Source organism: Mesorhizobium japonicum MAFF 303099, assembly GCF_000009625.1.
Lineage (GTDB): Bacteria > Pseudomonadota > Alphaproteobacteria > Rhizobiales > Rhizobiaceae > Mesorhizobium > Mesorhizobium japonicum.
Window position 1 is genome coordinate 49,611 of sequence record NC_002682.1, and the last position, 22,271, is coordinate 71,881.

Annotated in this window: 21 protein-coding genes and 3 pseudogenes; 10 read left to right on the top strand and 14 right to left on the bottom strand. The window is 58.1% G+C overall.

Annotated features, from left to right (window positions below; genetic code table 11):
- Positions 1-49: 49 nt before the first annotated feature.
- On the bottom strand, positions 50-304 hold the full coding sequence (locus MAFF_RS40210; RefSeq protein ID WP_010916203.1) for an ATP-dependent DNA ligase: 255 nt from the start codon (positions 302-304) through the stop codon (positions 50-52).
- A 125-nt stretch (positions 305-429) separates the two neighbouring features.
- Here MAFF_RS40210 and MAFF_RS36800 point away from each other — a divergent pair, with 125 nt between their 5' ends.
- The gene (locus MAFF_RS36800; RefSeq protein ID WP_052292066.1) at positions 430-645 is read left to right on the top strand and encodes a hypothetical protein; all 216 of its coding nucleotides are present in this window, start codon (positions 430-432) and stop codon (positions 643-645) included.
- A gap of 270 nt (positions 646-915) precedes the next feature.
- Here the strand turns inward: MAFF_RS36800 and MAFF_RS00305 are convergent.
- Together MAFF_RS00305 and MAFF_RS00310 are read right to left on the bottom strand one after the other, a co-directional pair.
- Positions 916-1,190 (bottom strand): annotated as a pseudogene (locus tag MAFF_RS00305) (hypothetical protein).
- A gap of 168 nt (positions 1,191-1,358) precedes the next feature.
- Positions 1,359-1,568 (bottom strand): cold-shock protein, encoded by a 210-nt coding sequence (locus MAFF_RS00310; protein ID WP_010916200.1) that lies wholly within the window; start codon positions 1,566-1,568, stop codon positions 1,359-1,361.
- Positions 1,569-2,170: 602 nt separating this feature from the next.
- Here MAFF_RS00310 and MAFF_RS00315 point away from each other — a divergent pair.
- Together MAFF_RS00315 and MAFF_RS00320 are read left to right on the top strand one after the other, a co-directional pair.
- The gene (locus tag MAFF_RS00315; RefSeq protein WP_244420568.1) at positions 2,171-3,070 is read left to right on the top strand and encodes a magnesium transporter CorA family protein; all 900 of its coding nucleotides are present in this window, start codon (positions 2,171-2,173) and stop codon (positions 3,068-3,070) included.
- A gap of 198 nt (positions 3,071-3,268) precedes the next feature.
- The gene (locus MAFF_RS00320) at positions 3,269-4,069 is read left to right on the top strand and encodes a PRC-barrel domain-containing protein (protein ID WP_010916198.1); all 801 of its coding nucleotides are present in this window, start codon (positions 3,269-3,271) and stop codon (positions 4,067-4,069) included.
- A 206-nt stretch (positions 4,070-4,275) separates the two neighbouring features.
- Here MAFF_RS00320 and MAFF_RS00325 read toward each other — a convergent pair whose 3' ends face one another.
- On the bottom strand, positions 4,276-4,464 hold the full coding sequence (locus MAFF_RS00325; RefSeq protein WP_044547248.1) for a hypothetical protein: 189 nt from the start codon (positions 4,462-4,464) through the stop codon (positions 4,276-4,278).
- A 532-nt stretch (positions 4,465-4,996) separates the two neighbouring features.
- Entirely contained in the window at positions 4,997-6,085 is a 1,089-nt protein-coding gene (locus MAFF_RS00330) for a L,D-transpeptidase family protein (RefSeq protein WP_044547341.1), read from the bottom strand.
- A 296-nt stretch (positions 6,086-6,381) separates the two neighbouring features.
- Between MAFF_RS00330 and MAFF_RS40425 the strand changes: the two are divergent.
- From MAFF_RS40425 to MAFF_RS40430, 3 genes and pseudogenes are all read left to right on the top strand, one after another.
- Positions 6,382-7,105: pseudogene (locus tag MAFF_RS40425) on the top strand (IS1 family transposase); the annotation flags it as partial.
- A gap of 10 nt (positions 7,106-7,115) precedes the next feature.
- Positions 7,116-7,433 carry a hypothetical protein gene (locus tag MAFF_RS37215; RefSeq protein WP_157865837.1) on the top strand — a complete coding sequence of 106 codons (318 nt, stop codon included), beginning with the start codon at positions 7,116-7,118 and terminating at the stop codon, positions 7,431-7,433.
- 91 nt (positions 7,434-7,524) lie between these two features.
- Positions 7,525-7,677 carry a hypothetical protein gene (locus MAFF_RS40430; protein ID WP_244420570.1) on the top strand — a complete coding sequence of 51 codons (153 nt, stop codon included), beginning with the start codon at positions 7,525-7,527 and terminating at the stop codon, positions 7,675-7,677.
- Positions 7,678-7,795: 118 nt separating this feature from the next.
- Here the strand turns inward: MAFF_RS40430 and MAFF_RS00345 are convergent, their stop codons facing one another.
- Both MAFF_RS00345 and MAFF_RS00350 read right to left on the bottom strand, forming a co-directional pair.
- Positions 7,796-8,299, bottom strand: coding sequence for a hypothetical protein (locus MAFF_RS00345; RefSeq protein ID WP_010916192.1), 504 nt, complete (start codon positions 8,297-8,299; stop codon positions 7,796-7,798).
- Positions 8,300-8,311: 12 nt separating this feature from the next.
- Entirely contained in the window at positions 8,312-8,782 is a 471-nt protein-coding gene (locus tag MAFF_RS00350; RefSeq protein ID WP_010916191.1) for a host attachment family protein, read from the bottom strand.
- 291 nt (positions 8,783-9,073) lie between these two features.
- On the opposite strand from MAFF_RS00350, the gene MAFF_RS37220 reads away from it, so the two are divergent.
- Together MAFF_RS37220 and MAFF_RS00365 are read left to right on the top strand one after the other, a co-directional pair.
- Entirely contained in the window at positions 9,074-9,559 is a 486-nt protein-coding gene (locus MAFF_RS37220; protein WP_162034336.1) for a DUF982 domain-containing protein, read from the top strand.
- Positions 9,560-9,914: 355 nt separating this feature from the next.
- Positions 9,915-10,925: a sensor histidine kinase gene (locus tag MAFF_RS00365; RefSeq protein WP_010916189.1), complete on the top strand. Its 1,011-nt coding sequence runs from the start codon at positions 9,915-9,917 to the stop codon at positions 10,923-10,925.
- A gap of 74 nt (positions 10,926-10,999) precedes the next feature.
- Here MAFF_RS00365 and MAFF_RS00370 read toward each other — a convergent pair whose 3' ends face one another.
- Positions 11,000-11,341, bottom strand: a complete 342-nt coding sequence (locus MAFF_RS00370; protein WP_010916188.1) for a response regulator — start codon at positions 11,339-11,341, stop codon at positions 11,000-11,002.
- A 1,695-nt stretch (positions 11,342-13,036) separates the two neighbouring features.
- Between MAFF_RS00370 and MAFF_RS38880 the strand changes: the two genes are divergently transcribed.
- Complete coding sequence (locus MAFF_RS38880; protein ID WP_052292067.1) at positions 13,037-13,369, top strand: trehalose-6-phosphate synthase; 333 nt, start codon at positions 13,037-13,039, stop codon at positions 13,367-13,369.
- Between the two features lie 132 nt (positions 13,370-13,501).
- Positions 13,502-14,329 (top strand): alpha,alpha-trehalose-phosphate synthase (UDP-forming), encoded by an 828-nt coding sequence (locus MAFF_RS36815; RefSeq protein ID WP_010916186.1) that lies wholly within the window; start codon positions 13,502-13,504, stop codon positions 14,327-14,329.
- Between the two features lie 433 nt (positions 14,330-14,762).
- Here the strand turns inward: MAFF_RS36815 and MAFF_RS37245 are convergent, their stop codons facing one another.
- From MAFF_RS37245 to MAFF_RS41275, 6 genes and pseudogenes are all read right to left on the bottom strand, one after another.
- Complete coding sequence (locus tag MAFF_RS37245; protein WP_080511750.1) at positions 14,763-15,062, bottom strand: DUF982 domain-containing protein; 300 nt, start codon at positions 15,060-15,062, stop codon at positions 14,763-14,765.
- A gap of 289 nt (positions 15,063-15,351) precedes the next feature.
- Positions 15,352-15,783 (bottom strand): hypothetical protein, encoded by a 432-nt coding sequence (locus tag MAFF_RS00390; protein ID WP_044547254.1) that lies wholly within the window; start codon positions 15,781-15,783, stop codon positions 15,352-15,354.
- Positions 15,784-16,477: 694 nt separating this feature from the next.
- Positions 16,478-17,239, bottom strand: a pseudogene (locus MAFF_RS37250) (IS5 family transposase).
- A 369-nt stretch (positions 17,240-17,608) separates the two neighbouring features.
- Entirely contained in the window at positions 17,609-19,645 is a 2,037-nt protein-coding gene (locus MAFF_RS00405) for a sensor histidine kinase (protein ID WP_244420571.1), read from the bottom strand.
- 652 nt (positions 19,646-20,297) lie between these two features.
- Positions 20,298-20,486 (bottom strand): DUF982 domain-containing protein, encoded by a 189-nt coding sequence (locus MAFF_RS41270; RefSeq protein ID WP_341872695.1) that lies wholly within the window; start codon positions 20,484-20,486, stop codon positions 20,298-20,300.
- A gap of 1,034 nt (positions 20,487-21,520) precedes the next feature.
- A complete protein-coding gene (locus MAFF_RS41275; protein WP_010916181.1) occupies positions 21,521-22,012 on the bottom strand; it encodes a DUF768 domain-containing protein in 492 nt (163 codons plus the stop codon).
- Positions 22,013-22,271: the final 259 nt, after the last annotated feature.

A 22,271-nucleotide genomic window follows, 5' to 3' on the forward strand; every position in this document is an offset into this window, starting at 1 on the left:
GCTTCACGCCCGATGATGCCCGGCCTAGACCACTGTGTCGCCGGCCGTTTCATGCCTTGGGGCGCCGGTCCGGCATGCTCCTGGACCCGCTGCCACAGCCGCTCGCGGATAGCCTGGCTGGATTGATGAAGGCCGAGCCGACATAGCGGCCGGTCGCTCGGTCGGCCATCAGGGCTGAGGCTGGCTTGCCGGCCTCATGCTCGACGCCGAGCAGCTCGCATTCGTCGACCGAGCAGCATTTCGCCTTCAGCCAGTTCGTCGACGGCCCGCTGCGGTATTTGCTGTTACGCCGCTTCGATACCATTCCTTCAGGGCCAGCCTTGTCGCTCGCTGAACTGAATCCGGCCGCCAGGCTCGATCATGCTGGCCAAGATCTGCCGGCGCTCCTCGAGCCCATGTCGCGCAAATCGTGGCCATTGAGGTGCCCTGTTGTGGGCAGCTTCATGGGAGACCGGCAAGATCATGTTGCAAGACCGTCTGCCAAGTCACGGCCCGCCTGCGCATCTCAGCGAGAAGTTGCATAACCTTTCGTTTTCGCAATTGTGGGGACCGGTCCTCAAGCTGATCTTTGGCCTGTTGCTCTATGGCATCACGCGCTGGAGCATGACTGCCTTCCGCGAACAAGAGGCGCAAACAGCTGGCTGAAAAGCCGGGTCGGCGCCTTTAGCAAAGAAGACAAGGCAATGCTGCCACTCTCGCTAGGCGGCCTGAAAGCCTATGATGGGGGGGCCCGCGCCGGCTTGATCCATGAAACGAAGGCGATATGCGCAAGCGGCAATGGGAGCGAACGCAGGCAGGCGCTCCTCTGTTGTAGGACCAAGGCGCAGTGGATCAGTTGCGCGCCGATGGAAATTCCCCAAAGGCGAGGAAAACCAGGCGACGCGTCGCGCGAGTTCCCGAAGACTGGCTTTGATCTTAAACCCTATCGAAGGTGAAGGATGTCAGAAGCTTAGTGACGAAATTGCTGGCCTTTTCCTTGACGAGCAACTCAGTCCATTCGTCCGTGCCTCGGAGCATCAGGCCAGCGTAGATGCTGTCCACTGCAGCCTCTTCTATGCGCTTGCGTGCGACTTGAACACGGTTTCGTCGTCTGTCCTGTAAATATCCGGCACGACCATTCGCAGGATTTCCTGGATGGCGATCTGCCAGGCGGTATTGATCGTCTGAAGCTCGCTGGCTGTATCGGTCATCCAGATCTCCTTGATCTTGACGGCCATCGACAAGAGGCGGGGATACACGCGCAAATTTGTGTGTCGGTCGGCCGGACATAAAAAGGTCAGCCAATTTTGCCTGACCTCGCTTGGTCTCACGCTTTCAACAGTGCCAGTACATCCGTGATCAAAGGAAAGCTGGACCGATCAGACGGCCTGCAGGTTGCAGGCAGACATTTTGCCTGACTTGCTGTCGCGCTCCATCTCATAGCCGATCTTCTGACCCTCGACGATTTCGCGCATTCCGGCGCGTTCGACGGCAGAGATGTGAACGAAAGCGTCAGCGCCGCCGCTGTCAGGCTGAATGAAGCCGAAGCCCTTGGTGGAATTGAACCATTTAACTGTGCCAGTGGTCATGATGAACCCTTTTCATAGCAATATTGGACGACGGCAACGCGAGTGCGCTCCCGATTTGTGACGATGACGATTTTGAAGGGAAGGTTCGTTCAGGGCGCGGTGCCAAACGCACGATAACCAAAGCTCAGCAAGCAATATCGACAGGGTTATTCATATCCTACCTCAGTGGCGACTCAACTTTAGGTTTTGGAAATTGTACCTTCAGCTTTTTGTTGCCCTCCTGGAGGATGCAATCGGCCTCCCAGCCTCTAGCCACATGATCACACTGCGCTCACCGCATCATTGTGCGACCTTCTGTTAGCAGCGCACCACCGGAGAAAGTGACCCGTTCCCCTGGCGATTATGCCCGACCTACAACTTCCGAGCTGAGAGGCTCTGGAACATAACGAGCAACCGCTCGTTCAAATCAGGGGCATGGCTAACGGTTAGTATTGTCCAGTGCGCAGGTGCTTAGGAATGGCAGGAAGCCTGCCTTGGAAGTGGACCCCAGTTGGATCTGGCTCATACCCCGTCCACGCAAGCCGGCCCTTCAGGGCACTTCCAGAATGTTGAGCATCTATCCGCATAGTAGCTCCCCGAAAGCGACCATAAGGGCGCTCTGGTTGGATCTTGTCGACCCCGATACGGCCGAGGTGAAAGAGGTCGAGAGGCTGGCTGGCGTTGCCCTCCCACGCCGGGAAAATCTGATCGAGATCGAAAGCTCAAGCCGACTAAAAGCCCGGGACGGCGTGCTTACCATGAGCGTTCCAATTGTCACTCATGTCGAAGGCGGCGCGCCGCTGGTCGCTCCCCTCGGCTTTGTGCTGTCGCGAGAGCGATTGATCACCGTTCGCTTCTCGGCTTTGCCGGCCTTTGACGCAGTTGCTGGTCGCTTCGCCGATCCCGGCGAGCCGCCGACCTCGAGCCTTGAGGTGTTCCTCGATCTCTGTGATGAGCTTGTCGACCGCCTTGCCGATGGCCTTGAACAGGCCGCGTCGGACCTGCGCACCCTCTCTGCAACCGCCTTCCACGTCCCGGACAGCCAAGGCCGTAAAGCCATCCGCTCGAACAATGTCATTCGCGGCCAGCTGCGCCATGTTGGTAGGCTGGGTGACGCTCTCTCGGAAAAGCGTGATGCGTTACTTGCCCTTGGACGTGCCATCGATTTCGCATGCGGGATGACCGCAGACTGGGGTGATGGAGAACTCGCGTCGCGTATGGACGGCCTAAAGCTCGATGTAGCGTCGCTCGACAATTACGAGGTTCATCTCTCTGACAAGGTGCAGTTCCTGCTCGACGCTATGGTTGGACTGATCGGCATTGCGCAAAACGACATCTTCAAAATCCTAACTATCGTCTCGATCGTCGGCATTCCTCCAACCTTGATGGCGAGCATCTACGGCATGAATTTCAAAAGCATGCCTGAATACGACTGGGCCTTCGGCTATCCCTATGGTTTGGGGATGATCGCTCTCAGCGCAATTATTCCGCTGGCGTGGTTCAAATGTCGTGGTTGGTTCTAGGGTCCATTGATGCGGAGGGAGTGGCATGGGCTCGCTCTAAGCTCGATACGGCGGGGTTTGAGGATCTCGCCTGGGGGACATGGCGGAGCCAGAAAATAGTACTGTCACTCAATCACTAAGCCTTTGGAACCAAAATGCTCACCGGGGGTTGACCCGTGCTGGTACAAATGTTCCGCGGTACATGTCCACCTGATTGGCGTGCTCGACACACGAAGTCAAAGCAAGAAGCCGCCTGGGGAAAATATAATGAAATTGGCTAGGATCGCAGCGCCGTTGGCGTTGTTCTGCGCACTCGGTGTCGAGCCAGCATTCGCCGTCTGCAACATTTCCGATGCAAAGCTCGAAGAGGCCGTCCTCAAGAGCCCTGAGTTGCGCAAGCCGGAAAACAGATACCTCGTTCGTGACCTGCGTACCCTCAGGGATGCCGCGTTCGTTTTGTGGACATACGGTCTGCACGACGATTGCGAGCGGGTGCTTGCCAATATCCGTCAATTGATTGCCGCGCCATCTATGGCGAAGCTGGGGGGCAACGATGAGGACCTGGCCGATGAACAGTTGGCCGCCGGCGAGCCACAGCAGCATCAAGGCGGCGAAGTCCAGGGCAATCGCGATGCCCCGGACGCACGTCCTCTCATCAATCTCGACGACCTTGGACCCGGCCTGCGCGTCGACGAGATTGTCGGCTCCGAGGTTCGCAGTTCTGATGACAAGATCGTTGGCGAAGTCCGAAATGTCGTGATCGGCACCAAGGACCGGTGGGATTACGCGGTCGTTGCTTCTGGCGGGTTCTTCATCGCAGGCAAGGACAGCATCGTCGTCCCCCTCCGCTATCTGCAGGTCAACGAGGAACGGAACAGCTTCTACCTCCGCATCTCCAGCGCCGACGTCAAAGCCGTTCCGTTGATGCCGGACCAAGAATATCTGTGGCTCGCCGATGAAGCATGGCGGGCGAAGAACGATGCGATCTTCCAGAAGCTGATTCCTGACTCAGTGCGATGAGTAGCGGTCGCAATTGGGTGATCATGCTGTCGACTGTCCTATTCCTTGGGTCGCCGCGCCATGACTCTCGACCGGTCAGGCCGGTCAAGCGATGTTTTGATTTAATCACGGTGGCCTCCGGCTGAAGTAAAGGCCAAGGTTGCCGGCCCAACCTTATCCTCAACTTCCACAGCTGAAGTCTATGGCTCCAGCACGGTCGGCCTTGACTATTCGAGTTGGAATTCAACCAAACGCGCATCATCCTTATTGATGAGGCCGCTGTCGATTGCAGCTTCGAACGCTTTCGCAAAATACTCATCATCCGCGACTTGGTGAACTTGGCCTGCAAGATCGATTGGCAGTGCGCCGATCACCCGACCAGTTGCCTTTTCGATAACCGTGACGGTTCGCTGCATCGATCAGGGTTTGTTGACGGTGTCGTCAACTGCGTTCGCCGTCGATTTCACGTCCCTACCGACGCCTCGGACGGTATTAGCGCAAGCGGAAAGAGCAAGGGCGCAGGCAAGAATTGCGATGGGGGCAAGGTGAAACAGTTTCACGGCGATGTCTCCTCTTCATGACGGTAACCCCCGGGTGCCCATCAAGTTCCAATCAAATAGAGGATCGCGGGAAAGCCGAGCGTAGGACCAACGACATCTTTCGGCTTCCGCCGCACCTTGCGACAGGAGCACGCGTGAGCATTGCACCGGTCCTTTCGTGATGGCGGGTGGCGAGCGAGGAACGCTCTTCGTAATGCTTGTTCCCGCCAAACGCGTCGCGATTTAGAAAAGTGTACAGCGTGCGACGAGATCTCCGGTTAATTCGGCGGTGCAAGGCGGCGACGCGCGGATTTCGACGCCGAGCCTGGCTCATAGTGTCGGTAGGAGACTGCCCCCTAAGGTCGACATCGCGAATAGTCGAAGTCTACGGCCGGAATCTCCTCGCTGCTCAGAGGAACTGGACGGGCACGCCGGGACTGAGAAGCTTGCCAAGTTCTCCAGCATCCCAATTGGTCAGGCGTACACAGCCATGTGACCCAGTCTTGTCAATACGGGCGGGCTCGGGGGTTCCGTGGATACCGAAGCTCGGTTCAGACAGGTCGATCCACACCGTGCCGACGGGGCCGTTGGGGCCGGGTGGCAGAGTCAGGACCTTGTCGTTGTTCCCCTGTTTGAAATTGAGCTTGGGATTGTAGGTGTAGCTCGGGTTCGAGACCACCGCCCTTACTGTATGCATACCGGACGGGGATGGGTTCTCCTCGCTGCCAATGGTGGCCGGAAAGGCCGCCAGGAGTGAGCCGTCTTCCGCATAGGCGCGAACCTGGCCTTCGGCCTTGTCTACTTCCACTCTGACGGCCTTTCCCCGCTTCCCCGAACTTAGATCGGCCACCGAAATCGTTTCTCCCTCGGCGAAGGTCGCGCCAGGATTGAGTGCCTTCAGAAAATCCTCGTCCATGTGGAAACGCTCCGCCACGGCTTCGCTTGGACGGGCGTAGCCGAGATACTTCATCTCGGCCATTCTGGCGTAGTCCTTCGGAATGGCACCCACTACCGTGGAAAGATCGTCCGCCGTGACGACGTAGCTGCCGATAACCTGCTTGTCCGCGTCTATGGCGGCGATGACCTGGGGCCCAATCCTTCCGTCGACCGGAAGGCCACGCATCATTTCAAAGGCTGCGATGGCGTGCCGCAGGTTGCCGCCGTCAAGACCGTCGATAACTCCTGGCGACGCCCCCGCCCGATCGAGCAATACCTGCAACCGAACTATGGACGGCGAGGGCGCGTCAGCCGTAGAGGCTTGCGTAAACTCCGTCGAAGGGGCGGCGGCACCGACATTGAACGTGCTACCGGTGGTCAGCGGATCGATCTTCGAATCCGGGGGCGCATATGTGGGCGAAATTGCATCGAGGGGCGCTGCGTTGACGGTATCGGGGGTAAGCAATGACGCGGCGTGAGCTGCTGAGATGACGAACGTTGCCGTGCCAGTGCCAAGCGCCGTGCTGAAGGTGAGTACAAGTAGACCGAGGCCGCGACGCATGTGGAGTGTCTCCTGGCAGCGAAAAGAGGCCGCAAGCGACATTCTTCCGGATTGGTTACTGATCTCTTAACATCGACGTCCGATTGAACTCACTGTCCCTGCAGACCTGCGAGGGGGAACTGAGCGCCGCGACGCCCCTGGGTTCCGAAGTCGTTCACAAAGCATGCGATCCGCCGGGAGCCAGAAGACTTCGATCCGTTTCCTTGCGAGCGAACCCGGACTACCGAAGCTCGGACGCGAGAGCTGATCAACTTGACCGGACCGGTCGTGGATCAAGCTGGGAGACGTCCGACTATGCCGGCGCTGTTTGTGCCGAGTATCAGGACCAAGCCCTTCGCAATCTGACCAGCAAGCGGATTCAGGTCGATGAAATCTGGTCGTTCACCTACGCCCGGCAGAAGAACGTCGCGACAGCCAGGGTTGCCCCGGAAGGCGCTGGCGACACTTGGACATGGACAGCCATCGATGCCGACACCAAGCTTGTCATGTCGTGGCTGGTCGGCGGGCGCGCGACAGTGAATACGCAATGGCTTTCATGGACGATCTTTCCCGCCGTCTCGCCAATCGCGTTCAGCTGACCAGCGACGGCCACAGGGCCTATCTAGAGGCTGTTGAAAGGTGCCTTCGGCGGCGATATCGACTACGCCGTGCTGATCAAGCTCTATGGTGCCTCGCCTGATAGCGCCAAGGGCCGCTACAGCCCGGCCGAATGCCCTGGTGCGCGAAAAGAGCGGATCGAAAGCAATCCAGACATCAAGCATGTCAGCACGTCATTTGCCGAACGCCAGAACCTCATATGCGCCGCTTCACTCGTCTGACCAACGGCTTTTCCAAGAAGGTGGAGGCTCACGCCAATGCCGTGGCGCTTCACTTCATGTACTACAATTTTGTACGCTTGCGAATGACCCCGGCGATGGCCGCTGGCGTGACCGACAATTTTGGGAGATCAGCGACATCGTCGCGCTGATCGAGGCCAAGGAAGCGGAACAGCCGAAAGTGCGCGGTCCCTATAAAAAGCGGAGAGAGGAATTTGAAGTACGAATGGGCGGACAATCCTCACCTGTTTATTCCAGTAACAGCCTGCGTGGTTGTGGTGCTGCTGAGTTTCGCGGCAATGTTCATCTCACTCGCAAGCATAATTTTGCGTATCGACTTTTATGGTTCAATTGACGAACAGAACGCTCCGTGGAGCGAGCGTATGGGGAAACGGGATTCCAGGCTTCACGCTGAATTCTGGTCGCCCCACTTCCAGAAGGCTCGTCGGACACTTGGATATGGCGCTATTGTGTTTTTCAGCACCTTCGGTGCGCTGGCGCTTATTGTGACCCTTTTCGGCCATCCGTCCTAATCGAAATTTCAAACTGACCCACTGCCAATGCGCGAGAGCGCTTTTTCACGGCAAGTCGCACACGAGCAGCCTCTACCGAAGCCAAACGCGATTGATCGACGCAAATGTGAACATTCTGCACGTTACCATCGATGAATTTGATGGTGACCGGGAGCTCAAGTTCAAGTTTGCAAAGATACTGGATCTTCTGGCGATCGATCAGGACGATATGGGGCCGTGGCTGTTGAGACAGCCGCGCACATGACTGACTTTGAAGCCGTCAAAGTCGCGGATCTGATTTGCGATTTTTGCTACGAGCTCACGTAATAGTCGGCCCGGCAGCCCCGTCACAAGCGAGGCCCCGGATATTTGCCAACCAGATGCTAGGAGCGGCTGAGATCAATCCGACTGATCACAATGGTCTTGCCGGTCGCCGGGTCCTTATCGATCGTCGTTAGGCGCATCCCATTGTCGCCGACTTTTTCCAGCCTCAGCTGGGCCGTACGGTCGCCATTGACTTCCTTTGCCCAATGGATGCCGAGAACCAGTGCGTTGCCTGAGCGACTGCCACTGAGGCCAGCGGGACCGGTGCTCGATCCGGTGTATATGCCCGTATAGGTTTTGCCATCCGTCTTCACGTCGGCGCCGATCGCCCGCGAGAAGACCACGTAACCTGTACACTTGCCGTTAAGCGCCAATGAGCTTTCCGTCGCGTCAGATGCAAACTTGCAGTTGATTTTGATGGGTTGGGAATCAGCGTCGACCTTGACCGTGCCCTTGCCAATCCAGCTGCCGGCAAACGATTTCAAAAAGGCGCCGTCAGCGGCCTGAGCAGGCGCTGCAATGCAAAGCACTGCTGCGGCTAGCCATCCAATGGATTTTATCATGATTAAAGTCCTTCAGTTCGGCGCAGGCGCGAAGACGATCATAGCGCGGGCGCGATGCAGATTTGAGTTTCTGTCGATGATGCGCCCTAGGCGCTGGCAACTGCCTTCTCCTGGGCCATGGCCGGTGAGATCCTTGGCGATTTCGCCAATCAGAACGTCCGATAATTTCTGATGATAGTGCTTGCGCAGTTCGCCAAGCGTTCGAGGAGCGGCGATGATGGTCAGGTTGGCGATTTGTCCGCCGAGGACCTTTCGGTTGAGCAGTTCGGCGGTTCCGGCCGCAAAACTGTCCTCCTCGATTTGACTGTTGTCCGGATTGGCGGAGCTGCTCTGATGACGCGCTCCGGATCCCTTGTTCTCATTTGCCACGTCTTCCACGACCGAAGCCGGCAGCGTTGGATTGGCTTCGTCTCCTGAATTGCGGAAAAGATTGAGCCTTTCGCCATCCGCCACAGCAACCGTCGTGCCTTTAGGAATATCCATGTGCGAATGTTCTCCGATATCGCGCCAGCCTTGGCTATGCGGTTTGGAGGCCTGCTGACGTCAGTCTTAACGCCCCAACCCGCCAATGGATGCTTGTATCTGAGCCTTTCGTCGACGCCCGTCCGACTAAGGGCCGTGCCGACCGCCTGCATGCCCCCAAACGGCATGGCGCTTTATTGTGAGATCGACGTCAGGTGCCTGACGTTGGACGGATAGGCCGCATTACATGTTGCGCTGGAACGAATGTCGTCGCGCCCCGTTCGCTGAGAGATGGTGGATAGGGGTGACGCGATGCACGACGCTTTTTTCAGGGTTCCAGTGACGGTTGAGTTGCCAAATGGAGAACTTCGCAGGTTGTCCAGTGCGTCCGAGGCTGCGATCTTGCTCATGGAGAAGTGGCCGGAAGAGCATAGCTCGATATACCGGGACGCGTTGCAGGCCTGCACAGGCTCACTGGCTTCGGAGGCCGATGTTGAAAATGCCCGGCAGGCGTTTTTGGCAGCTGCGGAGGAGGCAGGGAGGCTGACCTTGCAAGGCGTGCATCACAACGAGGACGCTCCATCGCCGCGTTCGGTAGAACAGCCAAAATCGTCATACATTGCCGATGAGAAACGGCGCGACCGTGGGCATAGGGAGGAGCAAGAAGACTTTCTCATCCGTTTCCTGGCGCGCGAAACCGGGATTACGGAAGCCCAGGCGCGCGAGCTGATCGATATGGTCGGTACTGACCGTGGATCACTGCTTCGAGAGGCCAGGATATTGAAGGCGCAGCGCTGAGACACCGGAATCTGGCAATGTTCCGGAAAGAGTGCGCCGCCTAGGCTGATGATGGGGATGCTGGACAGCCAGTACAGTGCCTGACGATGTCGTTGTGCGGTGACTTAGCCGTTTGATTGTTGACCCAGAGGTTCCCTCGGCCCGGTCGATACGAGTTTCGACGACCGCCAAGGAAAACCGATCATTGACGGAACTAGCCCCACGTATGCCGGCAGTGAACACGTCGGGTTCGCGGCGCTAACACCCGGCATATGATCTGCGATTTTTCTCATATGCTGGATGAATTGAGCTAATAGAACCGCAGCTTCTGGTTTACAGCATCAGAGTCTGTCCATCGACACCGTTGCGAGTTTCCATGACGACAACCGCGGAACATCTAAAGCCACTCCTTTGGGAACCCAAGAACCTGGTCCGAGCCATCGAAGCCGCAGGGGTCGCCCTGTGGTCGTGGAACGTGGATAGCGACGCCTTGGCCATGGATGACCGCGCCTATGACCTTTGGGGCATCCCGCGCACGACAGACGTCAAGTTTGAAGACCTGTCCGCGCACATCCATCCTGCCGACCGAGACCGAGTGCGGGCGGCCTTCAACGCCACGCGAGCGATTGTCGGCCCCTATGAGATCGACTTCCGGATCATGATCGGCGACGAACTCAAATGGATTTCCGCGCGTGGTCAAGGCGACGACGAAGGAATGGTCCAGCGGCTGATGTTCGGCATCTTCATTGATGTGACCGGCCGCAAACAGGCGGAAGAAAGCCGCGAGCTTCTGGCTGGCGAAATGAGCCATCGCGTCAAGAACCTGCTCACCATAGCCTCCGGCCTTACTGCCATTACCTCGCGTTCGACGACGACCACCAACGATATGGCGCGCGAGCTTACTCAGCGGCTGACCGCCTTGGGGCGAGCCCATGATCTGGTGCGGCCGGTGCCCGGCCAGACCGAAGCCGCCTCGGCGCTGCTTGGCGATCTACTTACGGTACTGCTTGCGCCTTATGACGATCTGGGAGCGTTTAGCGGCCGCATCAGGGTGTCGGTACCAAGGATGAGCGTCGGTGAATCATCGGCAACTATCCTGGCGCTTATCATCCATGAACTTGCAACCAACTCTCTCAAATACGGCGCCTTGTCGGCGGAAGCAGGCACGCTCGATGTATCGTGCTCGGCGCACGATGACGCCGTCACCATCATCTGGACAGAAAGTGGGGGCCCGCTCGTTGAGACACCTGCCGGTCCGCCTGGCTACGGCAGCAGATTGGTCGAGCGCAGCGTAACTGGGCATCTGCGTGGCTCGATCGCGTATGACTGGTCAAAGCAGGGCCTGGTCGTCACGCTGAAGGTCCAGCCGGAACGGCTCGCACAATAACCCCGCGCTGGCCTTTAGAGGCCTAAGCTGGTGATCGAGAAACGACCTGACCACGCCATGGAGCGGAAGAAAGTTCAGACGAGGTCGCGTATACTTGCCGCTATGGCTGCGTTGTCATACGGCTTGGCATAAAACAGGCTGCCTTTCGGAAGGTCCGCGACCGACACCGCGCGATGGCCTGACGTCGCTACAATCCTGATGGGTGGCCAGCGATCGCGGACAGCAGCAGAAAGCTTTATGCCATCCATGCTACCTGGCATGTCGATGTCGGTGAACATGACCTGGATCTGGGCATTGCTTTCGAGCAAGTCGATTGCCTCATCGGCATTGGCAGCCTCCAATACCTCGAAACCCTCGCCGAGCAGGAAATCCACGATGTCCATGCGGATTAGCGGCTCGTCCTCGACAACCAACACGCAGATGCTAGGCGCCAAATGGACCCTCCTGCCAAAATGATGCTGGTGGTCCACAACTCTCTTGAGCCCAGATCGCTCCACAAAAACTTGCAATACAAGCATTGACGCCAAGAGCCGAAGTTCGCGACCTCGGCGATAACCAGAAGCGCTTCCAACGCGAGTTCGTTCGCCCTGTTCTGCATGCTCGCTCTCAGTTCCTTGAGTTTCAGGCGCAGGTCGCCGTCCACGGTCACTCTCCGGTTTCACGCCCGCAGAGGAACGCGCCCACAGGCAACCAATTCCGCCTTGCCAGCTATTCGACCCCGCGTATTTCCAACGGTGACGCTTGAGCCTGAAGAAGGTCAAACCGGCGAGCAGAAGATGCCCAGACGCATACTCCGTATGCCGTCGCGAAGGAGATTAGGAGAGCGATCGCGATAGGTAGACGGTGCATGGCTGGGCTTGTCCTCTTTGTTTCAGACCCGCCCACAACCTTCTGCAACCTGATCGGTTCGCCATAAAGTGTTTACCGTAACGAGATGGTTAAAGAACTGTTTCGAACGCGGTCGCCCCACTGCTAGCTCGCCCACTCCGCAGGCCACTTTCCGGGGTACCTGCACTTCGTAGCCATGTGACGCGGTGCTCTTCACAGCCTTACAGCCCTATGGTTACCGGCATCTCGACAGCGACCGACCCAGACTGGAGCCTCAGCGTTTGACTGAAGCGCTGGATTGAAATGCTGCGAGCTCCTGCTTTGAGCAGCAATCGGTCGGCCGTACATCAAGCGCGAAGATTTTCAGCATATCATCAGCCAGGTCCTAGAAATCATTCGCACGCAGAAACTCGAGTGCGCCTCCGCGAATCTGCTGAACGCTACATCATCGCGCAAGAACTCACCGTGTTTGCCTGCTGCGGTCGCGCACGGCTATTCAAGGCGTGTTATCGTCGTCCGAGACCTTAGCGCTTCCAACGCGTCATCAGGGGACCCTTGCTTCCGTACAAGGGGTCCTTACGAGGACGGCCAACCGCGGGGATAGTCGCTACCGCGTCCTCGTGCTGATCCTTGGTGGTACATTCGTCGTAGGTGCGAGGCAAGCTTCACCGGCATTCCCCCTCCCCCGTCGGTCATTCGGGCCGATTGGGCTGAACACAGCTCACCGGCAGCTACCAGCTTGTCGATTGCGAGGGCAATCTGCGCGGTTGGCCTTGCGGGAGCTGCCCGTCGACTGCCCTACCCACAGCAACCAGGAGTTTAATTTCGAGAGACAGAACTGTCCCTGGATTGCCGGCGGTGAAATTCCACTGAGACCGATCGAGTTCAAGCTGTTGCGTCACCTGCTTGAGAAGGCTGGAAATGTCATCAGCGGGGATGAACTGATCGCCGCGGCTTCGCCCCAGAACGCCGGCGTAAGTGCGCGGTGGTCGACGTCCACATAACTCAGCTGCGAAAGCTGCTTGAAGCAATCCTTGCACAACGTTGCAATACGTACCGTCAGCCTTGCTGGTTACGCCCGGGACGACAAGCCCCGCTGGCTATCTTTGCCGTGGACGTGGACGAGCGTCACAGCGATGGTTGGCATCAAGGCGCTTGCCCTCCCCTGCCCCCCAATGTGCACAGACACAACAAAATCTGCCGCTCGTTTGCGTCGTGCTGGGTTGATCCCTCCACTCCAGACCTTGCCCGCTGCCGATTGGTGGCGGGCCTTTTTGAGGTGTGTGGCGGAAACACGCGATGGTGCCGGCGATGCCTTGGCCGCGAGTGGAGGGCTGTGGCTAGGGGCAAGCGTCGGGCACCATGATTCAGCCGCGAGCGACGAACCGCTGATCCACCTCGAACGCGTCGGCAAGATCGAGTCGGCCGCGCTGACGCTGCCGCAGCAGGAGTATTCGCTGTACTACAACGGCTATGCCGACAGTACGCTTTGGCCGCTTTTCCATTACCGGCTCGACCTTGTACAGCACCGGAGCGAGTTTCTGCACGCGTACGGCAGGTCAATGCGCGCTTTGCCAAGGCGCTCGCACGACTGCTATCAGGCGATGATGACCTGATCTGGGTTCACGACTACCATCTTATCCCCCTGGCTGCGGAGTTGCGGCGCCTCGGATTCGGAAATCGCATCGGTTTCTTCCTCCATATCTCCATGGCCAGGCGCAGCAACAAACAGGTCCGGCGGCGGGAACGTGCTGGGTTTCCAGACCGCGACGGACGTAACGAATTTTCGGCGCTCCGTTCGGGCGACAGGTTCGACCACCTTCGACATCAACGGCGCGGCCAAAAGCAATGGCCGAACCGTCCTGTCGAGGAGCTTTCCGATAGGCATCGATGTCGACGCCTTCGCACGCATGGCTAACGATGCGGCGAGTGATGTCCAGATCGATTCCATGCGCCGCCAGATTCTTGGTCTCAAGCAGATCATCGGCGTCGACAGGCTAGACTACTCCAAAGGGCTGCCCGGCCGCATCCAGGCCTTTGCGCGCCTTCTCGAAAGGCACCCCGAACACGAGCGGACGGTAACCTATCTGCAGATAGCGCCGCCCACGCGAGAAGAGGTCGGAGCGTATGCGGAAATACGCGCGCAGCTCGAGGCAACCGCTGGCTCCGTGAACGGAAAATACGCGGACCTGACCTGGACGCCGATCCGCTACATCCACCGCACCGTTCCGCGCTCGCGGCTGGCCGGTCTGTTGCGGGCCAGTCAGGTCGGGCTGGTCGCGCCCCTGCGTGATGGAATGAACCTCGTCGCAAAGGAATATATCGCCGCCCAGGATCCAGCCGATCCCGGGGTCCTCGTATTGTCGCGTTTTGCAGGCGCGGCTGAAGAGCTTGCGCACTCCTTGATCGTTAACCCCTATGTGGTCGACGAGGTTGCTGACGCGATAGCAAAAGCGCTGGGCATGCCGCTCGAGGAAAGAATTGCAAGGCACGGTGCCCTGATCGAGCGCATCCGGCGCAATGACGCGGCACAATGGCGGAAGTCATTTCTCGAGGCGCTGGCGGACAGCAGCTAGCGTGGCTGGCAACGACCGACTGGATAGCCTCATCGCGCACAGGTTCCTCTGGTGAGATTTTCTTCAGCGGCATGAAACGAGCGCCATCTTGCGACGTTGCCGCTACAGGTGAAGATATACAGGAATAGCGCCATGAAGATATCGCTCTTGCAGTTTCATGAACTTGCAGCGCCACGCGGAGAGGGGTTGCATCCGGTTTTCTTGCAGCCACGGTTGACAAGTCCGCCGGACTTTGTCGCCCTGCCGATTGTTGAGGTGGGCGAGGAACAAAGCCCTCGCCCCCTGCTCCAACTGGTCAGGCCTCGGTCGGCAGACAGCTGACGGCCTGTCTCGTCTTGATGCGTGTCAAACCAGCGAGCGGGAGTACGCCGTCCTGCGGCTGTTCAAGCCGACAGCTTGCCCTTGGCAGCTTGCACAAGCGGTGATTGGCAGATCAGGAATCGCGCGGAGCAACAGACTTCTTTCCATCAGCTCCAGCCGATGCGGAACGATCGGATTGTGCCAGCACCCCTGCCATTCTGGCAAAGCTGACAAATGCTTGCCGAGCCTCTTCGGGTGGCATTTGCCCGGCTATCGCACAATTACAGCTTCTGACCGCGCCAGCATAGACCAGGTCCCGACGGGCCCTCGGCCATTGGTTCAGGAATACGAGCGCCTCCCGAACCGAGTTGATGTCGCATATGACCTCACTGGTCCTAACCGGCACTGGAGGAAGGAAGGCCAGTCTGGCCATTGTTACCTCCCTCCGATTAGGTTGAAGCAAATCTCATGATGTGGCTTTCCCGTTTTGAGGCTTCCCGACGTTATTTGGCATCCTGACGATCCGCGAGGGCCGGGCTCGACGAGCACCGGCCCCGGAGCGTCAGATGCGGTGCGAAAAGCACGCGCCGGGAATTGGCGTCGGGCGGGTAGTCGAATGATTTCCAGCTACACCAATAGACCCGTGATGACCGCAAAGAAGATGTATCTCCAGAGCGAGCGGCCACTATCGACCTTAGCATCCACCTGACTATCAGAAGGCTTTAGTGCCACAGTTTCTCGCTCAGCCATTCAAGCAACTTATTGCCACCAATCGTTTTGCGAACCCTTGCGGCGGCCCATTGAGCCTTAAATGTTGTGCCGACGTGGCAACTGCAGACGATGCTGTGCAAATGCCAGTCGGTCAGTTCGAAGAACCGCTTGGCTTCTCCATAAGAATCATCCCTCAGGCCCAGCTCCCGCAAGACCGGATCCTCAAAGGCCACGGTGATGGGCGAGCCCTCACAGCGTGACGAATCACGGGCCTCCCGCTTCAGATGCTCGGTGCCGCTAAGGGCACCCAGACACCGATCTGGGTCTTTTTCCAGCAGCGCTGCCCACCGTTCTATGCGCTGTTGGCGAGTCATGAACGGATACGTCGACAAAGGCTGAACCTTCGCGATTGTCTGCAGTTGGTCTAGGGTTTGATGTTTCATGGTAGGCTCCTGTCGATTGAAGTGCCCCACCCTGCAAAATTATCGCGCACCGACGTCCCGACAAGAGCCGGTCCCGGTGCGTATCAGCGACAAAATTGGCACAGCTGCAGGTGACGACGGGCGCTGATGCGGACGCTGTCATTGCGGCTGCTCGTGCTTGATTATCCGTGCGCCGAGCCACCTCGATGGCGAGCAATTCGTCCAGTCCCACGCATGCTGGGCACCACGAATTTTCTGGGGCCCGTTGCGATGTACGGTGACGGGAGACATTTTCTCTTGATCGTCGCGAATTCGCCGCGATCCGGGCACGGATATCGCGGTGCCGAAGGCTGATCCGCGGCCCAATCTGGCAACGGCTGTGTGGGACGACTCCGACGCCGTGAACCCTGGCGTTATATGCTACAACATTCGCAGACGCTAATAAACAAGTGCCCTTGCCATCCCAATCGTGATTAACCTCCCCGGTCCGGCGACCCTTTCAACGAGGATCGCCAATGTCGAACAATTACCCCTTTAACGAAAGCACGCTCGGCAAGAAGCTTGAGGCCGGCACGGGCCTGTTGGTATACGGCGGTACGTGCAAGCGAACCGCCGTCTTAAACGTCGCCGAGCTTGGGCCGCGACGATCGGAACCTGCCTTTTACAAATCATGCGGTAACGCAAGAGCAGCGTCGCAGCTAGTCAGTGCTAGTTCTCATTGATTGAGCCAGAAGATGACGGTGGCTGCGATGCAGATGGCAGACATGAAGGCGTGCGCACAGCGGTCGTAGCGAGTGTGGATGCATCGCCAATCCTCGAGCCTGCCGAACATGTTCTCAATCTTTGTGGCGCTGGCGATAGAGTGCGACATCGTGCGGGATCGGCACTTTTCTGTTGACCTTTGACGGGATGCAGGCGGTGATCTTGCGCTCTGCGAGAGCGGCGCGGAACCAGTCGGCGTCATAGCCCCTGTCTGCGAGCAAGGCTTTGGCCGTGGGCAAAGCGTCGATCATGAGGGCAGCGCCTTTGTAGTCGCTCATCTGCCCCTCGCTCAGCAGCATCACCAGCGGTCTGCCTTTGCCATCGCAGACGGCATGTAGCTTCGAGTTCAGACCGCCTTTGGTACGTCCGATACGTCGGGGAACAACCCCTTTTTGAGCAGGCTTGCTTCCGTCCGGTGGGCTTTCAGGTGGGTCGCATCGATCACCAGATGGTCGGGCTTCCCACCCTTCGCCGTGAGTGCCGCGAAAATCCTGTTGAACACGCCCAGCCTGCTCCAGCGAATGAAGCGATTGTAGATCGTTTTTGGCGGGCCATACTCCACAGGCGCGTCGAACCACCGCAAGCCATTCCTGATCACGAAGATGATCCCACTGATGATCCGACGATCATCGACATGAGGCACGCCGTGGGACAGCGGAAAATATGGCTCGATGCGGCGCATCTGCGCTTCCGACAGCCAGATCAAATCACCCATGGCAGCGTCTCCTTGCGCCGCCTTTGAATCAACTGGTCGATATCCCCGCAAGCGATTTAATAGGTCCTGAGCCTAGCTTGAGCTATCCCTTTAAGAAGATCGCTTTCGGTTGCTTGCCTAACGTTGCGGCTGCTTGAATGCGCAATTCCTTGCGACCCTGGCGCCGCCGCGGTCATCTCACCTTCAGGCGTTGCACGAATTGGCGGGAATCATTCTTCCCGCTTGGAGCTGGTTTCGAGGAACGCTAGGCGAGATGCCAAGTTACGGCAGGATCGTTGCTTGCATAATCACGCCCGCCCTGTTCGACCACGGCATTTCAGACTGCTAACCAGCAGCAGCTAAAGCCGTCACGCGATTGGAGCCTCTCTATCAAGCAATTGGTCCTGCGTCAGTCTCATTGTGCTCGGACACGTCGACCTCAAAAACGCAAGACAACCCTCGCCGTTTAAAGTTCATCAAGACCCGACCTGCGGAGTTGGGGGCGAATACGCGCTCCAAAAGTTGGGTGCCAAAGCCCCTGCGCTCGATAGATCCCACGGCTGGACCACCGGTTTCCCTCCATTCCAGATTAAACCGGGCTTCAGTCCCTCGGTTCACGAGGTTCCAAGAGATCGTGACCCTACCTTTTGCGTTTGACAGGGCACCGTACTTGATAGCATTCGTCGTCAACTCATGAAGCGCGAGGGCAAATGAAAGCGCCAGGTTTGGCGGAAGCCAAACTTTCTCTCCGGTAATTTGAAAGCGCTCGATGGCCGCATGGGGCTTGATCGATTCGATGATCAGATCATGCAGATTAGCGCCGCTCCAATTCTTTTGCGTTAGAATGTCATGAGCCTTTGACAGCGAGACGAGTCGACTCGTGAGGGTTCGGCCTGCCTCCGGCAGACTGGTGGCGTTGCGGATCGTTTGGCTGGCTATGGCCTGGACGACTGCAAGCGTGTTCTTGACACGGTGATTCAATTCTTTGACCAGCAATTTCCTTTGCTCTTCGCCGCGCTTGCGGTCCGTAATGTCGAGGCTGATCTGCACTGCCCCTATGATATGGCCGGTTGCGCCGCGAATCGGACGCGCGCTCGAAAGCAGGAAGCGCTCTCTGCCCGACGGAAGGGTGTAGGAAAATTCTTCGTTGTCGGTCAGCTCTCCGCGCATCGCTCTGGATAGTGGCCGATCTTCCCGACTGACCGTGTGACCGTCCTTGACTGCCACGGTATTGATTACAGGATCAGGCACTCCAAACGATTGCCGGACCTTGGTTGGCAAACCCATCAGTTCCGTGGCGAAGCGGTTGCGAATGACCAGAAGAGCTTTGGGATCATATGTGAACCAGACAGCAGCCGGCACCGTGTCGAGCACAGTCTCCAGCTCATTGCGGCGCTGCGCAATCGCACGTTCGGCATCCACCAAGGCTTGCGCGATTGTTGCAAACTCTCTTACCGAAGTGGACAGAGGTTGCACGGGACAGCCCTTTCCCAGCGCATCCGCTCGGGCTGCCAGTTCGGTGGTTGCCCCCGTGAGGTGTTTGCCGACAACATAGGCCAGAGCAGTCGACAATAGAAGCGCCACAATGCCAATCCCGCCTATCGCCGCCAGCGAGCGCCACAGCGGCGCCTGCACATCCGACAGTGGCACGTTGGCTGTGTAGAACCATCCGGAATACGAGGATCGGAAATAGCCCGCCAGCAACGTGGTGCCCTGATAGTTGCGAGATATGAAGCTGCCAGAGCGGCCGACGATCTTTTCCAAATATTCGGGTAGTCCGGGCTTGCCGGTCATCTCCTCATGCGATCTGGAGCGCGCGACATAGTTTCCGTCGCGATCTCCCACTCCGACTGTCCAACCATCGGGCACGGCCGGCATCATCACATCGCGAATGCGCGATGTCGGGACGGAAATTGAAAGAAGCAGGTCCTCACCGGTAGGAGATGGCACTTTGACGGAAATGGCCACGCGATAATCCTTGGAGCCCTGGCCTTGAAAGACATCGCTAACGAGAATGCCAGAGACCTTCAGCTTCTCGCGATCTGGGGCTGATATCGGTTCGACGTGCGGCAGATCTGCCCCGAAACCGACGTCTGTGTTCAACAGCTGATTGTGCCCGAGATCGCGCAGTGCAAGGTTATAGGTGGTTCCTTGTACCGCACGGAGCGCCTCTCCTCGAAAGGCTTCCAAGTCGCCATTGGCGAGAGCCGCGGATTTCGACAAGCCGTCCACGATCGTTCTCAGATTGGCGACCTCAGCCTCCACCACAAGCGAAACCTGCCGGGCCGTCTGCAACGCATCCTGCTCAAACCGCGATCGCTCATGCATGGCAAATTGGAAAAGGAGATACGCCGCGAAAAGCCAGACCGGTATCACTGCGGCCGCGATCAGACCTAGCAGGTGCAAACGAGCGGAACGACGAGGCAACCTATGTCCCCTTGTGCCCTCACAGACCTCGAACATAATTGCAGGACGACGTTCCGCAAGCGTTAGTTAAGAAGAACCAGTCAGTACCGGGTAAGGGTGTCCTGGAATGAACGATCGCGATTAGCCTGTAGCCTCTCGGAGACCGCAACTTTAGCCTTTCCGGATAATGCAGGACACGCCGAGGTGCGGCCGATGCCAGAGAGCATAGCGGCGACGATGACGTAGAAACCGGGAGGTGGTGTCTGCCTGCATTCGTTCCACCCATAAAGCTAGGTCCTTGGTGGTGCGTGACCGAAGTCCGGCGTCAGCGTGGAAATTCCCTGGTTCCTGGTGCGGGAGCAACGCAGCTGGGCACGCTGCATCCGGCTCGGTCACCACTGCAACGCTGTGTACGGTAAGCGATGGGCATTCCCAACGAGTTTGGCCCGTTCGCCCAGCTCCCAATGTCCTGTTCCCCCGATCGATATCGCAAATGCCCAAGATCGCGGAAGATCCTGGTCGATTTCCTCCTCCCATGGCAGTGGTGACGCGTCTTCCGATGCGGCGGCGGGTCGATTGCCGCCGCAAGCGAAATCAACGGTCAATTTCTGTAGGATGGCCTGCACCGCCAATCTTGGGCCCTGTCTTCCAAGGCGGCGCCGCGGGAACATCCTCAATGGACGGACTTTCGACCATCATATGCGGAGTAGCAAGTGTCACTCGCCGCTGCGTGAAGCAGGCCGCGCCTTTCGAGCGGCCATTCCTCAAGAAGCTCTATCGCATCCATGACACAAGCTATCCTTCGGAGAGCGAAACCATCATCTCGTACGAAGATCGCCTGTTTGAACATCCCATCTTCCATGGTGACCTCCCTTCAAACAGTGTGGCAACCGATCCTGCCTCGCCTCTGCGTGGCGAGGATCCGGCAAGTCGACGAGCTTGGGCGAATGCCATAGCAAACAACACGGAATTCGGCCCGACGTCCGCCAAGCTGCACTCGACATAGGAAGAGATTGGAAAGACCTCTTTTGGGTTCAAGGGATGTCGGCAACCGGGACAGCCAGAACCTCCGTTAATCGGGTGCCGTTGCAGCTAAAGGGACGCCCCCGGCTTGGCCAAATCGCCTCATGTTGAGTACAATGAAGATATGAAATCGAAGAATCTGACTTGTGTCGTGTGCAGCCCACCAGCACGGGGCTGCTGTTTCTTGCGGTCATTCTGGCGGCCGACGGCACGGTGACCGCGAGAGCTGCCGCATTCAACCGCCAAATGGCGCGATCATATTAGGAGCGGGACGGTGCCAGCATCGCGCTTTCGTTCCTGGGGATCCAGTCGCACAACACCCCGCACGGGGGTCCAGTATCTCGGTGACGAAGATCGGCGATTGGCGGCCGCTGCCCGGCACGCGCGGCTACCTATATGACCATGTCGAAACCGCGTGCGTAGGCGGCCGCGTCGGTCCTGTCCGTTCCATCGAATGAACGGCGCATCATCGCCAGTGATATCGTTCACGATCTTCGGCAGCGTTTGGTGGGTCCGCTTGAGGGCGCGGAAGTGCTTCGCTGGTTGAGCGGCTTCACGATGGTCTTGTGCAGCGCTTCCGCTGCCACTAGGAAGCGCTCGATTTCAGCCTGCGATAACTGCTTGGGGTTTGGTTCTGGCTATTCGGTGATCTCCGTTTTGAGGGCCTCGCCGCAAAGGAAGGATTATATTCCTCGCCGCAATCTCGGCGGGCAAGGGCTAAAAGTCAGCCTCGAAATGCACAATCGAACAGTATGCGATATAGGTTATCGACCTCTTCATCGATTTCCTCTCGCCCGATACCCAGCGCTTTGGCATCGGAAAATAGCTTGTGTGAGATCTCGGAAGTTGAGACAGCGTCCGGAAACGGCTCTATTAGCCCCAGCGGCTGCTGTAGAGCCGCCCTCCAGATCGATTTTGCATCGCTTCGAGAATGACCTGGAATACGCTGCCGACCTCTTCGGAAATATCCCGTCGAGATAGCCCCTGTTTTTCGGCCGCGGCCATCAACTGATCGGCAAGATCCGCGATGGCGGTCGGATCTTCGGTGAGGGTGTCCGGATGATGTTCCGCGATCCAGTCGTTGAGAAAATCGATCCCACGTCTGCTCATCTTGCAATAAGTTCGATTTGTAGCAAAGGTTCCGGCCGCGGCGCCTCCCCTGCCCAATGGCCGCTTCGACAACGAAACCAGTTCAGCCTCGTCGCTCACGCCGGCCATATAGTTCGCAATGATGCGGGAAGCCAAAGCGCTGCAGGCCTCTGGCGATTCATTATCGAGTTTCAGCAGGTTGTAGACGCGGCCAAGCAGCGCCAACTCCGCTGGCTGCAAAATACCGGCTTCAGTCGCCTGTCGTCGTATCGGCACGCGATTCCTCCCGACAATCCTGCGCGCAGCGTGTCGCAAATCCCCCTCGCCGCGCAAGTGCTTAATTAGGCCTTTGTCCTCCTGGCCTGGCCCGGGGTCAGGAAGCCATCCCTTATCAGGTCCAACGCGTCGAGCGCGTCTTCATCCAACAAGTTTGTCAAGAGCACTCCACCCACGCGCACAACCTTGTTGTTGTCTATGTCGTAGACCTCCCACAGCCCATCACTGACCCTTCGGATTGCTTGCCGTCTCTCCATAA

Excerpts from the sequence above, each read along its gene's own strand:
- MAFF_RS00365 (WP_010916189.1), top strand. The coding sequence starts at position 9,915 with ATGACGACAACCGCGGAACATCTAAAGCCACTCCTTTGGGAACCCAAG.
- MAFF_RS37220 (WP_162034336.1), top strand. The coding sequence starts at position 9,074 with ATGCACGACGCTTTTTTCAGGGTTCCAGTGACGGTTGAGTTGCCAAAT.
- MAFF_RS00350 (WP_010916191.1), bottom strand. The coding sequence starts at position 8,782 with ATGGATATTCCTAAAGGCACGACGGTTGCTGTGGCGGATGGCGAAAGG.
- MAFF_RS00345 (WP_010916192.1), bottom strand. The coding sequence starts at position 8,299 with ATGATAAAATCCATTGGATGGCTAGCCGCAGCAGTGCTTTGCATTGCA.
- MAFF_RS00325 (WP_044547248.1), bottom strand. The coding sequence starts at position 4,464 with ATGCAGCGAACCGTCACGGTTATCGAAAAGGCAACTGGTCGGGTGATC.
- MAFF_RS41270 (WP_341872695.1), bottom strand. The coding sequence starts at position 20,486 with ATGGAAGATGGGATGTTCAAACAGGCGATCTTCGTACGAGATGATGGT.
- MAFF_RS00310 (WP_010916200.1), bottom strand. The coding sequence starts at position 1,568 with ATGACCACTGGCACAGTTAAATGGTTCAATTCCACCAAGGGCTTCGGC.
- MAFF_RS00330 (WP_044547341.1), bottom strand. The coding sequence starts at position 6,085 with ATGCGTCGCGGCCTCGGTCTACTTGTACTCACCTTCAGCACGGCGCTT.
- MAFF_RS00390 (WP_044547254.1), bottom strand. The coding sequence starts at position 15,783 with ATGAAACATCAAACCCTAGACCAACTGCAGACAATCGCGAAGGTTCAG.
- MAFF_RS40210 (WP_010916203.1), bottom strand. The coding sequence starts at position 304 with ATGGTATCGAAGCGGCGTAACAGCAAATACCGCAGCGGGCCGTCGACG.
- MAFF_RS37245 (WP_080511750.1), bottom strand. The coding sequence starts at position 15,062 with ATGGCCAGACTGGCCTTCCTTCCTCCAGTGCCGGTTAGGACCAGTGAG.